This is a genomic window from Nocardioides sp. Z13_37, from assembly GCF_058355585.1.
Genome location: NZ_JBZGDV010000006.1, coordinates 45091 through 57375 on the forward strand (window position 1 = coordinate 45091; position 12285 = coordinate 57375).

The 12285-nt window shown below is 72.6% G+C and carries 13 protein-coding genes; 6 read left to right on the forward strand and 7 right to left on the reverse strand.

The genetic code is table 11. From position 1 onward, the window contains the following. Nucleotides 1-23: 23 nt before the first annotated feature. A complete protein-coding gene (locus AC4H2S_RS14680) occupies nt 24-740 on the reverse strand; it encodes a GAP family protein (protein ID WP_491497710.1) in 717 nt (238 codons plus the stop codon). Between the two features lie 65 nt (nt 741-805). Between AC4H2S_RS14680 and AC4H2S_RS14685 the strand changes: the two genes are divergently transcribed. Then, complete coding sequence (locus AC4H2S_RS14685) at nt 806-1453, forward strand: TetR/AcrR family transcriptional regulator (RefSeq protein ID WP_491497711.1); 648 nt, start codon at nt 806-808, stop codon at nt 1451-1453. A gap of 24 nt (nt 1454-1477) precedes the next feature. Here the strand turns inward: AC4H2S_RS14685 and moeZ are convergent, their stop codons facing one another. After that, nucleotides 1478-2677, reverse strand: a complete 1200-nt coding sequence (gene moeZ / locus AC4H2S_RS14690) for an adenylyltransferase/sulfurtransferase MoeZ (RefSeq protein WP_491497712.1) — start codon at nt 2675-2677, stop codon at nt 1478-1480. 236 nt (nt 2678-2913) lie between these two features. Here moeZ and AC4H2S_RS14695 point away from each other — a divergent pair, with 236 nt between their 5' ends. The 3 genes from AC4H2S_RS14695 (at nt 2914) to AC4H2S_RS14705 (ending at nt 4232) form a co-directional block, all read left to right on the forward strand. Continuing rightward, on the forward strand, nt 2914-3501 hold the full coding sequence (locus AC4H2S_RS14695) for a TetR/AcrR family transcriptional regulator (protein ID WP_491497713.1): 588 nt from the start codon (nt 2914-2916) through the stop codon (nt 3499-3501). Between the two features lie 80 nt (nt 3502-3581). Further along, nucleotides 3582-3800: a DUF3107 domain-containing protein gene (locus AC4H2S_RS14700; protein WP_491497714.1), complete on the forward strand. Its 219-nt coding sequence runs from the start codon at nt 3582-3584 to the stop codon at nt 3798-3800. 147 nt (nt 3801-3947) lie between these two features. Then, entirely contained in the window at nt 3948-4232 is a 285-nt protein-coding gene (locus AC4H2S_RS14705; RefSeq protein ID WP_491497715.1) for a GlsB/YeaQ/YmgE family stress response membrane protein, read from the forward strand. Between the two features lie 87 nt (nt 4233-4319). Here AC4H2S_RS14705 and AC4H2S_RS14710 read toward each other — a convergent pair whose 3' ends face one another. Beyond that, nucleotides 4320-4994: a ferritin-like fold-containing protein gene (locus AC4H2S_RS14710; RefSeq protein WP_491497716.1), complete on the reverse strand. Its 675-nt coding sequence runs from the start codon at nt 4992-4994 to the stop codon at nt 4320-4322. Between the two features lie 156 nt (nt 4995-5150). Between AC4H2S_RS14710 and AC4H2S_RS14715 the strand changes: the two genes are divergently transcribed. Continuing rightward, nucleotides 5151-6551 (forward strand): DEAD/DEAH box helicase, encoded by a 1401-nt coding sequence (locus AC4H2S_RS14715; RefSeq protein WP_491497717.1) that lies wholly within the window; start codon nt 5151-5153, stop codon nt 6549-6551. Nucleotides 6552-6656: 105 nt separating this feature from the next. Here the strand turns inward: AC4H2S_RS14715 and AC4H2S_RS14720 are convergent, their stop codons facing one another. Beyond that, nucleotides 6657-8945 carry a M28 family peptidase gene (locus AC4H2S_RS14720; protein ID WP_491497718.1) on the reverse strand — a complete coding sequence of 763 codons (2289 nt, stop codon included), beginning with the start codon at nt 8943-8945 and terminating at the stop codon, nt 6657-6659. A gap of 142 nt (nt 8946-9087) precedes the next feature. Continuing rightward, nucleotides 9088-9900 (reverse strand): ParA family protein, encoded by an 813-nt coding sequence (locus AC4H2S_RS14725; RefSeq protein WP_491497719.1) that lies wholly within the window; start codon nt 9898-9900, stop codon nt 9088-9090. Between the two features lie 59 nt (nt 9901-9959). On the opposite strand from AC4H2S_RS14725, the gene AC4H2S_RS14730 reads away from it, so the two are divergent. Beyond that, entirely contained in the window at nt 9960-10712 is a 753-nt protein-coding gene (locus tag AC4H2S_RS14730; protein ID WP_491497720.1) for an SDR family NAD(P)-dependent oxidoreductase, read from the forward strand. A gap of 162 nt (nt 10713-10874) precedes the next feature. Here the strand turns inward: AC4H2S_RS14730 and AC4H2S_RS14735 are convergent, their stop codons facing one another. Both AC4H2S_RS14735 and AC4H2S_RS14740 read right to left on the reverse strand, forming a co-directional pair. Further along, nucleotides 10875-11447, reverse strand: a complete 573-nt coding sequence (locus AC4H2S_RS14735; protein WP_491497721.1) for a P-loop NTPase family protein — start codon at nt 11445-11447, stop codon at nt 10875-10877. Next, nucleotides 11440-12285: a PHP domain-containing protein gene (locus tag AC4H2S_RS14740; RefSeq protein WP_491497722.1), complete on the reverse strand. Its 846-nt coding sequence runs from the start codon at nt 12283-12285 to the stop codon at nt 11440-11442. Before AC4H2S_RS14740 ends, AC4H2S_RS14735 begins: the two co-directional genes overlap by 8 nt.

The window sequence follows — 12285 nt, forward strand, 5'->3', positions numbered from 1 at the left end:
GAGAGGCGGCCGCGGCACGGGCCTCACCCCAGATGGAGCGCCGACACCGCGTCCTGCACCAGCAGCAGGCCGATGATCGCGGCGGCCCAGGAGACCGCGTTGCCGGAGTGGCGGTCGATCCACCCCGAGAGCCGCGCGAGTGGCGCCTCCAGCCGCCGCCCGGCCAGCAGCCGGCCGCCGAGGAGCAGCAGCGCCGGGAGCACCATGACCAGCACGTAGGCACCGACGCTCGCCACCTCGCCCGCGAGCGGCAGGTCCGCGCTCGAGATGATCCCGACGGCCGCCAGGAACGGCAGCATCGAGCCGACCTCGACCAGCGCGGCCACCAGTCCCACGCTCACCACGACGCCGTACGACGCCTCGGGCCCCGTCAGGCGCTCACGCCGCCGCCGCGCCCGCTGGTCGGCCTGGCCGGGGGCGGGACCGGTGGAGCCGAACCAGCGGCGGGGGTCCCCGAAGATCCCCCCGGCCAGGAGCGCCGCACCCACCACGAGCTCGGCCCACCGGAGGGCGCGGACCTCGCCGAGGTCCGCGCCGACGTCCAGCAGCCAGCCGGCGCCGGCGACCAGGCCGACGCCCACGAGGGCGTAGAACCCGGCGACCGTGCCGAGGAAGGCCAGGAACCGCCCGACGTGCACGCGGGGCGCGAGCAGCAGCACGACCGGCAGCACGAGTGTCCCCATGCTGGTGCTGTCGATGAGCGCCAGGCCGGTGAGGCCGAGCACGGCGACGATCGTCATGGCCACCTCCTTTTTCACACAACTGTGTCGCGAACATGAAAACACAATCGTGCTAGAAAGGCGAGGTGCCCAAGGTCGTCGACCACGAAGCCCGCCGTGCCGAGATCTCGGCCGCGGTCCGGCGCCTCGTGCTGCGCGAGGGGGTCGCCGCGGCGACGGTGCGCGGCGTCGCGCAGGAGGCGGGGTGGTCCCCCGGCGCCGTGCGCCACTACTTCCCGGACCAGGCCGCCCTGCTGCGCTGGGTGATCGCGCAGACCTTCGCGGAGGTGCCGGGACGTCTCGACGTCCGGCTGCGCCGCTGGTACGCCGACTCCGAGACCCGGGACCCGGTGGCCGACGCGCAAGGGCTGGTGGAGGAGCTGCTCCCGCTCGACGACGTACGACGCCTGGAGGCCGACGTGTGGCTGGCGGCGATGGACGCCGCACGGCGCGACCCCGAGCTCGGGGAGACGCGGGCGCTGGCCTGGAAGGGCACGCGCCAGATCAGCAGGATCGCCGTCGCGTGGCTGCGCGGCCGCGCGCTGGACTCCCACCTCGGGCGACTGCTCGAGGAGCCGCTGCCCGACCCGGCCGACGAGGTGGAGGCGACGACGCTGCACGCCCTGCTCGACGGGATGGCCATGCAGTGCTTCGCCTACGCCGAGCTGGTCGACCTCGACGACCTGCGGGCCATCCTCCGCGCACACCTCGAGCAGGTGGCGCGGGGAGCCTGACCCACCCGCCTCCCAGGCGGTGGGTCAGTAGGCGGGCTGGCTCGGGTCGATCTGGCTGACCCACGCCACGACGCCACCACCGACGTGCACGGCGTCGGCGTAGCCCGCGCCCTTGACGATCGCCAGCACCTCCGCCGAGCGGACGCCCGACTTGCAGTGCAGCACGATCGGCTTGTCGGAGGGCAGGTCGCCGAGGGCGTTGCCGTTGAGGAACTCGCCCTTGGGCACCAGGCGGGAGCCGGGGATCCGGTTGATCTCGTACTCGTTGGGCTCGCGCACGTCGATCAGGTCGAAGTCGCGGGTGCCCTCCTCGCGCTCCTTGAGCATCGCCTCGAGCTGGGTCACCGAGATCGTCGACCCGGCAGCGGCGTCGGCCGCCTCGTCGGACACGGCGCCGCAGAAGGCGTCGTAGTCGATCAGGCCGGTGACGGTCGGGTTGTCCCCGCACAGCGCACAGCTCGGGTCCTTGCGGACCTTCAGCTTGCGCCACTCGAGCTCGAGGGCGTCGTAGATGACCAGCTTGCCGATGGCCGGGTCGCCGATGCCGGTCAGCAGCTTGATCGCCTCGTTGACCTGGATCGAGCCGATGCTCGCGCACAGCACGCCCAGCACGCCGCCCTCGGCGCAGCTCGGGACCATCCCCGGCGGCGGGGGCTCGGGGTAGAGGCAGCGGTAGCACGGCGCGTCGTCGGCGAGGGTCGGCGCGAAGACCGACGCCTGGCCGTCGAAGCGGTAGATCGAGCCCCACACGTAGGGGATCTTCAGGAAGTAGGCCGCGTCGTTGACCATGTAGCGGGTCGCGAAGTTGTCGGTGCCGTCGACGATGAGGTCGTAGCCCTCGAAGACCTGCAGGACGTTGTCGTTGTCGAGGCGCTCGGGGTGCACCACCACCTCGACGTAGGGGTTGACCTCGGCGATCGACTCGCGCGCCGACTCCGCCTTGGGCCGGCCGATGTCGGACATGCCGTGGATGATCTGGCGCTGGAGGTTGGACTCGTCGACCTCGTCGAACTCCGCGATGCCCAGCGTGCCGACACCGGCCGCAGCCAGGTAGAGCAGGGCCGGGGAGCCCAGGCCGCCGGCGCCGATCACCAGCACCTTGGCGTTCTTCAGGCGCTTCTGCCCGGTCATCCCGACGTCGGGGATGATCAGGTGGCGGCTGTAGCGGCGCACCTCGTCGGTGCTGAGCTCGGCGGCGGGCTCGACAAGTGCAGGGAACGACACGAACTTCTCCTCGACTCGGGTGTCGGTGCAACAGCACCGGCACGCTCCATGTTCCCCGCGTGCCCCAACCGCCCCCGGCCGGTCCCGCGATGCGGACGTGCCGGCGACGAGCGGCACGCCCGGACCGTGCCACGCCTACCTCCGAGTACGCTGCGGGCTCACCCCGATGCAGCAGAGGAGCACCTGTGGGCGTTGAACGGTTGGAATCGAGCGGGCCACGACCGCGCGGCGGGCGCATGCCCCGGCGCGAGCGTCGCGCCCAGCTGCTCGAGTCCGCGCTCGAGGTGTTCGTCGCGCAGGGCTACCACGCCGCCGCGATGGACGACATCGCCGAGCGCGCCGGGGTGTCCAAGCCCGTGCTCTACCAGCACTTCCCCGGCAAGCTCGACCTCTACCTCGCGCTGCTCGACACCTCGTGCGACCTGATCATCGACAACTGCCGCGAGGCCCTGGCCTCGACCAACGACAACCGCGACCGTGTGATCGCGACGATGAAGGTCTTCTACAGCTACGTGGCCTCGGAGGAGGGCGCGTTCCGCCTGGTCTTCGAGTCCGACCTCACCAGCGAGCCCGACGTGCGCGAGCGCGTGGACCGGGTGACCACCGAGTGCGCCTCGATGATCGCCGACGTGATCCGCACCGACACCGGGCTGCCCGACGAGGCCTCCGAGCTGCTGGCGGTGTCGTTGGTGGGAATGGCGCAGGTGTCCGCGCGGTTCTGGCTCGCGGGCGGCGGACAGATCCCGCAGGACGACGCGGCCTCCCTGATCGCCGGTCTCGCGTGGCGCGGCATCCGGGGCTACCCGATGACCGACGGCGACTGACACCGCTCCACCGGACCGGGCGCCACCACCCACCCGGCATCATCGACTCGTCACCCAACACCTGAGCTAGGAGCAACATCGTGGAGGTCAAGATCGGCGTGCAGCACGCGCAGCGCGAGCTGGTGCTCGACACCGACAGCACGCCCGAGGACATCGAGGCACGGCTCTCGCAGGCGCTGTCGGACGGCGGCGTCCTGCGCCTGGCCGACACCAAGGGCCGCGCGGTCGTCGTTCCCGCGGACAAGATCGCCTACGTCGAGCTCGGCTCGCCGACCTCCAGCACCGTCGGCTTCCGCTGACCGCACCGCCGTGGGGGTGGTGACACCTCATCCCTAGGGGCGCACGGTGATTGCTACCGGGACCGGTCGCCGACATCATGGGCGAGCCGGTATACACCATGCCGGTCCTCCCGTCACGAGTTCGTGGCAAAGAAAGGGTGATCCATCATGGTCGTAGATCTCATCGTCCTCATCATCGTCGGAGCGATCATCGGACTCCTCGGCAAGCTCGTCGCTCCCGGCGACAAGGACAACATCCCCATCTGGCTCACGATCCTCTGCGGCATCGGCGGCGTGCTGCTCGGCTACTGGATCTACTCGCTGTTCGGCGGCGACGGCTCCGACGGCGTCGACTGGGTGCGCTGGATCGTCGCGATCATCACCGCGGCCGTCCTCGTGGTGATCGCCTCCACGGTCACCGGACGCAACTCCGGAAACCGCACGCGGGTCTGACCGCTCGCACGACCACACGAGGCCCCGCATCCCACGGATGCGGGGTCTCGTCGCGTCCGGGCCTCAGGCCTCCCCTCAGGTCCCCGCTCAGGCCTCGAGGCCGAGCTCGGCCATCCGCTCGGTGTGCCGCTCGGTCAGCCGGGCGAACATCCGGCCCATCGCCGCCAGGTCGAGCCCCGGCCGGTCCACTCCCCCGGCGAGCAGCGCCGTGAGGGAGTCGCGGTCGCTCGCGACGCGCTGGGCCTGGGTGAGCGCCTCGCCCATCAGCCGCCGGCCCCACAGCGCCAGCCGGCCACCCAGCCGGTGGTCGGCGGCGATGCCGGCGCGTACGCGCTCGACGATGAACGCCGTCTGGCCGGAGTCCTCCAGCGAGCTGACGATCACCTCGCGGGTCTCGGCGTCGAGGTAGGCGGCGATCTCGCGGTAGAAGTCGGCGGCGAGCCCGTCGCCGACGAAGGCCTTGATCAGCCCCTCGTAGTAGTCGGAGGGCGCCGTGTGGGCGTGGAAGCGGTCGAAGCTCGGCCGGAAGGCGTCCATCGCCTCGACCGGGTCGGCGCCGAGCTGCTCGAGCCGCTCGACCAGCTTCTGCAGGTGTCCGAACTCGGCGGTGGCCATCGCGCCGATGGCGATCTTGTCGTCGATCCCGGGCGCCATCTTGGCGTCCTCGACGAGTCGCTCGAAGGCCGAGAGCTCGCCGTAGGCGATCGCTCCCAGGAGATCGACGGCGGCACGGCGGTAGTCCTCGTCGGGCGATTCCGTCATGTTCGCAGCCTAGCGATAGCATCGGGGTGACCGAGCCGCCGACTCTTCGCCGGTGGCCGCCTGTATGTGCGCGGTCGGCACTTGCCCCGCCGGGGCTCTCGAGTGGGCTGACCGCATACGCGTGGGACAACCCGACTCATCAGAGAGCGACACTTCGTGACCACCTTCCGTGAACTGGGCGTGCTGCCCGAGATCTGCGACGCGCTCGACCGCGCCGGCATCACCACCCCCTTCGCCATCCAGGAGATGACCCTCTCGGTCGCACTCCTCGGCACCGATCTCATCGGCCAGGCCCGCACGGGCACCGGCAAGACCCTCGCCTTCGGCATCCCGGTGCTCCAGCGCTCCATCGCGCCGAGCAACCCGGCGTACGCCGACCTGCCGCAGGGCAAGCCGCAGGCCCTCATCGTCGCCCCGACCCGCGAGCTCGCGCTCCAGGTCTCCAGCGACCTCGCGCTGGCCAGCAAGGACATGGGCCTGCGGGTCCTCACCGTCTACGGCGGCGTGGGCTACGACCACCAGCTCGAGGAGCTCGAGTCGGGCGTCGACATCGTCGTCGGCACGCCGGGTCGCCTCATCGACCTGGCCAACCGCCGCGCGCTCGACCTCTCGCACGTGCACGCGCTCGTGCTCGACGAGGCCGACGAGATGCTCGACCTCGGCTTCCTCCCCGACGTCATCACGCTGCTGTCGAAGACGCCGGAGACCCGCCAGACGATGCTGTTCTCGGCGACCATGCCGTCGGCGATCGTCGCGCTGGCCCGCACGCACATGCGCCACCCGATGAACATCCGCGCCGAGTCGTCCTACGACACGACGATGGTGCCGGCGACCGCGCAGTTCATCTACCAGGCCCACGACCTCGACAAGCCCGAGATCATCGGTCGCATCCTGCAGGCCGAGGACGCCGAGAAGATGATCGTGTTCACCCGCACCAAGCGCCAGGCGCAGCGGATCGCCGAGGACCTGCAGGAGCGCGGCTTCAAGGCCTCGCCCCTCCACGGCGACATGGCGCAGGTGGCGCGCGAGAAGGCCCTGGCCCGCTTCCGCGAGGACAAGATCCAGGTCCTCGTGTGCACCGACGTCGCCGCCCGCGGCATCGACGTCCGCGGCGTCTCCCACGTCATCAACTACACCTGCCCCGAGGACGACAAGACCTACGTCCACCGGATCGGCCGCACCGGCCGCGCCGGCGCCACCGGCACCGCGATCACGTTCGTCGACTGGGCCGACCTGCACCGGTGGAAGATGATCAACAAGGCGCTCGACCTGCCCTTCGACAACCCGCAGGAGACCTACTCCACCTCCGAGCACCTCTTCCACGACCAGGGCATCCCGGCCGGCACCAAGGGCCGCGTCGTCGACCCCGCCCCGGTCGAGAAGAAGGAGCGCGCGCCCCGCGAGCGCCGCTCGGGCTCGGGCCGCGGCGACTCGGGCGCCCCGCGCTCCGACTCCTCGACCTCGTCGTCGGAGACGTCGGGCGACGCCCCCCGCCGCCGCAACCGCAACCGCCGGCGCACCCGCGGCGGTCAGTCGGTCGAGACCCCCAACGCCTGACCCGGCGCCTCCGCCCTTCGCGCGAGCGGGCCTCCTCGCCACCCGGCCACGGGGGCGGGAGGTCCGCTCGACGACGTTGCGGCTCACCCGGTCGGCGCGACGCCCCTAGCCCCTCCCGACCACGACCGTGGTCGAGGCCGAGCTCGGCCCCACCAGCCGGTTGCCGACATGGCGCACCCGCAGGACGTGCTTCCCGGTCCGGTCCAGACGGTCGAGGCGGACCACGGCGCGACCGTCTCGCAGACGGGCTGTGCCGACCTCACGTCCCCCGGACCTGACCACGACCCGGCCGCGTGCCGCGAACGCGATGTCGCGCGGATGCACCGCGAGCCGGACGGCCAGGTGGACCCGCGCGCCCCGGCTGCTCCCCACGGACCGCAGACGCAGCCGCGCTCGCGCCTTCAGCACCTTGACGCGTGTCGGGGAGACGACCCGGTCGGCGCCCGACGCATCGACGTAGACCACGTCGACGTCGTGCAGGCCCGGGCGCAGGCGGGCGGCGGGCAGGATCACGGACCGGACCCCCGGCTGTCCCGAGGCGGTGGCCAACACCCGCCCTCCGTCGCGGATCTCGACCGATCCCGTGGGCTCGAGCGCGGCCGGCGCCAGGTCGATCCGCACCACGGGCGACTGACCGTAGCGACTCGTCTCCGCCGAGGCGGAGATCCGCGGCAGCACCGGAGCGCTGGCGCCGTCGAGGGTCAGCCTGACCGACTCGTCACCGGACATCGCGACCTCGCCGGTCACGGTGTCCGACCCCTTGGTGGCGCTCAGCGCGCAACGGCCCGACGGGACCCGGGTCCTGGTGACCCCCGCCTCGTCGGTGCGTCCGGCGTCGTGGCTGCCGTCGCCGCAGTCCACCAGCACCTGGGCGCCGGAGAGCGGCGCTCCGTCCTTCGTCACCGCGGTGACGGTCAGGGCGTTGAGGGCGTTCTCGATGACCGCTCCCCCGATGACGTCGAGGGTGATCTGCAGACGCGGCTCGCTGACGTTGTTCATCCCGTCGCTGGGCTGGTGGTACTCGGGCTCGGTCCGGTAGCTGCCGCGGGCGATGGACTCGCAGGTGCTGGGCGCGACCCGGTCCTGGTAGTCGAGCCAGATGAAGAGTGCCGCCGGGATGCCGGCGTCGAAGAAGGCCTGGTGGTCCGACTGCCCGAGCTTGCAGTTGTCCAGACCGCTGAACCCGTCGCGCTGGGCCGCGGCGTAGGCCTGCTCGACGACGTAGTTGCTCCTGCCGTCGGGGGTCAGCGCCCACAGGCGGGCCGGCTCGTGGGTGGTGCCGACCATGTCCATCTGCCACTCGCCGACGAACCGCTTCCGCGTGGCCGCGGTGAGCGTGTCGACGTACGCACGGGCGCCCAGCAGGCCACCCTCCTCCCCGCCGAACCCGCCGATGCGGATCTCCTTGTCGTAGGGCAGGGTGGCCAGCACGCGGGCGATCTCCGTGGCGACCCCGTTGCCGGACGCGTCGTCGTGACCACCGGGTGCGCCGAGCACCGAGTCGATGTGGGCCCCGACCATCACGATCGGGGCCGTCGTGCCTTGCGGGTCGCCCACCGCGTGCCGGGTGGCGATGATGTTGGTGCCCATCGGGTTGACGTACTCGTTGGTGACCAGGCGCAGCGAGACCGGGCCGGCCTGCAGTGCCTGGTCGAGCCAGACCGTGTGGTCCGACCCGGCACCGAGCACCGGGATCGCGACGGCGGCCGTGCCCGCGGGAACGGTCGGGTTGCGCGGAGCGGTCTTGCCGCTGGCAGGCACCGGGGGCGCAAGGATCACGGCCGCCGCGCCGTTGGCCGCGGCGAGGGTCATCGCAGTGCCGCGCTCGGCCGCCGTCGAGACGACGGCGTAGGCGATGGCACCGGACGCGTCGGCGTAGTCCGCCACGGTCTGGCCGGTGCCGACCGGCACCACCGGTGCGGTCACGGGAGCGCCGTCGCCGGTGAAGACCCCCGACGGCGAGGCGGCCATCTGCCACTTGGGCCCGCCGGGCAGCGGTGCGCCCGCAGTGACGACGTCCGCGGTGCGCTTGGTGCTCACCGGTCCCCACGACTGCAGCTCGACCTCGTAGCCGTAGGGCTCGAGCACGTCGCGGAGGTAGGCCGCTCCGCGGCGCTCCGCCGGCGTGCCGTTGACCCGCGGGCCGATCTCCTCGACGAGGTGCTTGACGGTCGCGTACGCCCTGCTGCCGTCCAGCTGTCGGGTCAGGTCGCGCTCGTAGGTGGGGGGCGTCGCCGCAACCGCAGCCACGGGTGTCGCGTCCTGCGCCGGGGTGGTGCCCTGGGCGACGGTCTGGGTGCCGGCGACGAGCCCGGCGACGGCGAGCGCGGCCGCCCCCAGCCCGGCGGTGGCGCGCCGCGCGCGGGTGGTGGCGCGGAAGGTCGTGGAACGCATCGTGGGCAGCCCTTCGGGACATCGTGGGGGAGACAGTGATCTCGGTCACTGTCACCCACGCGTCCCTGGAGGTAAAGACCTCATCGGGGTGGGTTGCCCGCACGCCGACCGTCGGTCGAGGCACCCTTGGCCCGGGGCCGCCCTACCTGCTCGCGCGAGCGACGAGGTTGCGGGCCACCTCGCGGTAGGCCGCGGCCCCCTTGCTGGAGCGGCTGGTGGCGAGGATCGACCGGCCCGCGGCCGGCGCCTCGGCGAACTTGATGGTCTTCGGGATCGGCGGCTCGACCACCTCGAGGTCGTAGGTCTCGCTGATCGTCTCCAGCACCGTGCGGGCGTGGGTGGTGCGGCCGTCGTAGAGCGTCGGCAGCACGCCCCACACCTCGAGGCCGCGGTTGGTGAAGCGGCGCACGTCGTGGACGGTGTCGAGCAGCTGGCCCACCCCGCGGTGCGACAGCGTCTCGCACTGCAACGGCACGAGCAGGCCGTCCGCCGCGGTCAGCGCCGCGACCGTCAGGACGCCGAGCGAGGGCGGGCAGTCGAGGAGCACCCAGTCGTAGGGGCCCTCCTCGGTGTCGGCGAGGCCGTCGGCCAGCTGCTCGAGCGCGCCCTTGATGACGTGCTCGCGACCCGTGCGGGTGAGCAGGTCGGCCTCGGCGCGGGCGAGCTCGATGGTGGCGGGCAGGAGGTCGACGCCGTCCTCGGTCGCGAGGATGACCTCCGCCGGGTCGACGCCCTGGGTCAGCACGTGGTGCACCGACGTCTCGACGTCCTCGGGGTCGATGCCCAGGGAGAACGTCAAGCACGCCTGCGGGTCGAGGTCCACCAGCAGCACGCGGTGCCCGAGCTCCGCGAGCGCGGCGCCGATGGAGGCGACGGACGTGGTCTTGGCCACCCCGCCCTTCTGGTTGGCGACGGCCAGCGTGACGGGGGCCGCTCCCCGGCTCTTGGTGCTCATTGCCTGCCATTGTGCCGGACCGGGGTGCGAGCGGAGGCAGGTGCTGAAATGCTGTCCGCATGACCACCGCACTGATCACCGGCGCGACCGCCGGCATCGGCCACGAGTACGCCGTCCAGCTCGCCGCGCGCGGCCACGACCTGGTCCTCGTCGCCCGCGACGCCGCCCGGCTCGAGCAGGTCGCCGAGGAGCTGCGCCGCGCCCACGGGGTGGAGGTCGAGGTGCTCGTCGCCGACCTCGGCGACCGCGAGCAGCTCGCCACGGTCGAGGCCCGCGTCGCCGACCGCGAGCGACCCGTCGACCTGCTGGTCAACAACGCCGGCTTCGGGCTCAAGCAGCGCTTCCTCGACAACTCCGCCGACGACGAGACCGCGATGCTCGAGGTGCTGGTGACCGCCGTGCTGCGGCTCAGCCACGCCGCGCTGGGCGCGATGGCGGAGCGCGGCCACGGCGGCATCATCAACGTCTCCAGCGTCGCGGCGTTCCTCCCCCGCGGCACCTACTCGGCCGCCAAGGCGTGGGTCAACAGCTTCAGCGAGTGGGCGCACCTGGAGTACCGCTCGCGGGGCGTCACGGTCATGGCGCTGTGCCCCGGCTTCACCAAGACCGAGTTCCACCAGCGCATGCAGGTCGCGCGCGGCGACGGCTTCCTGTGGCTCGACGCCGACTTCCTGGTCCGCACGTCGCTGGACGACTTCGACAAGGGCCGCGCCTTCTCCATCCCCGGCGCGCAGTACAAGACCATCGTCGCGCTGACCCGGGCCATCCCCAACCGGGTGCTCCGGTTGACCCAGTCGATCGGTCGCCGGTGACCGCGCGCATCGCTCCCGCCGAGGTCGGTGACGCCGAGGCGCTGGGCGACCTGCACCTCGAGCGGCGGATGGTGCGCCGCTGAGCAGGGATCGTGGAGGATCCGAGTCACCTGGTGGCTCGGATCTTCCACGATCCCTGTCGCCGCGGCGCGGAGCGTGAGGTCAGGCGGCGGGGGCCAGGGTGGCGAGCCACGACTCGAGGTCGCGGGGGCTGCGGAAGAGGAGCACCGGCGGACCGGCGGGCGAGGCGGCCCAGGCCCGCATCCGCGCGCGCTTGCGGGCGAAGGACCGGAAGTGCCACACGAGGATCGAGTCGCGTCGCGCGATGGCGCGCCACGTCTCGACATTGCCGTTGCACCGGGGCTCCCGCGTGATCGCGCCCGACACCGTGCGCCGGACCAGCCGGCCGAACGAGAGCCAGCGCGGGTAGTCGAGGCCGACCACGAGCTGGGCGCGCGGGAGCACGAGGTCGAGCCAGGCGCCGTACGCCGAGTCGAGCAGCCACCTCTCCTCCGCGACGACCCGCCCGATCACCTCGCGCTGCACTTCGGCGTCCACCGGCACCCAGCCGGGCAGCCACGTGAGCTCGTCGACCAGCGTCACCGGGTGACCGGTGCGGGCGCCGACCGCGAGCGCGGCCGTGCTCTTGCCCGAGCCGGTGACGCCGTAGACCAGGACCCGGTCGGGGAGCACCGTCGGGAGCCCGGCCGGGGGCCGGGGCGAGGGCTCAGCCATCGAGCGGGTTGCGGGCCAGCGACAGGAGCCGCTCGTACTGCTCGGGGTCGGTCGTGTTGACGCCGAGGTCGTGGTCGACCTTGCCGAGGCCGTGGTGGTCGCTGCTGCCCGTCACGACGAGGTCGAGGTCGGCGGCGATGCCGCGCAGCCGGGAGCGCACCTCGGGCGGGTGGTCCTGGTGGTCCACCTCGATGCCGGCGAGCCCGGCCGCCGCGAGCGAGCTCAGCGCCTCCTCGTCGAGGACCGTCCGGCCGCTGCGGCCCCACGGGTGCGCGATCACCGCCACTCCCCCGGCGTCGGTGACCAGGCCGATCGTCTCCTCGAGCGGAGGGGCCCAGCGGTTGACGTAGCCGGGGCGGCCCGGGTTGAGCAGCACCTCGAACGCCTCGGTGCGGTCGGCGACCAGGCCGAGGCGCACGAGCGCGTCGGCGACGTGGGGCCGGCCGGCCGCGACGGAGCCGCCGGCCTCGCGGTGCACGTCGTCCTCGGTGATGTCGATGCCCTCCGCGCGGAGGGCCGCGACGATCGCGGGCGTGCGCTCGGTGCGGCCGGCGAGGATCCGGTCGAGGGTGGCCGCGAGCGGGGGGTGGGCCGGGTCGGGGAGGTAGCCGAGCAGGTGCACGCCGCGGTGGCCGTACCTCGTGCTGATCTCGAGGCCGCGGACGAGGGTGATGCCGACCTCGTCGGCGGCGCGCTGCGCCTCGGCCCACCCGGACATCGCGTCGTGGTCGGTGAGCGCGACGACGTCGAGGCCGGCCGCGGCGGCCTCGCGCACCAGGTCTCCGGGGGTGTCGGTGCCGTCGCTGGCCGAGGAGTGCGTGTGGAGGTCGATCCGCAC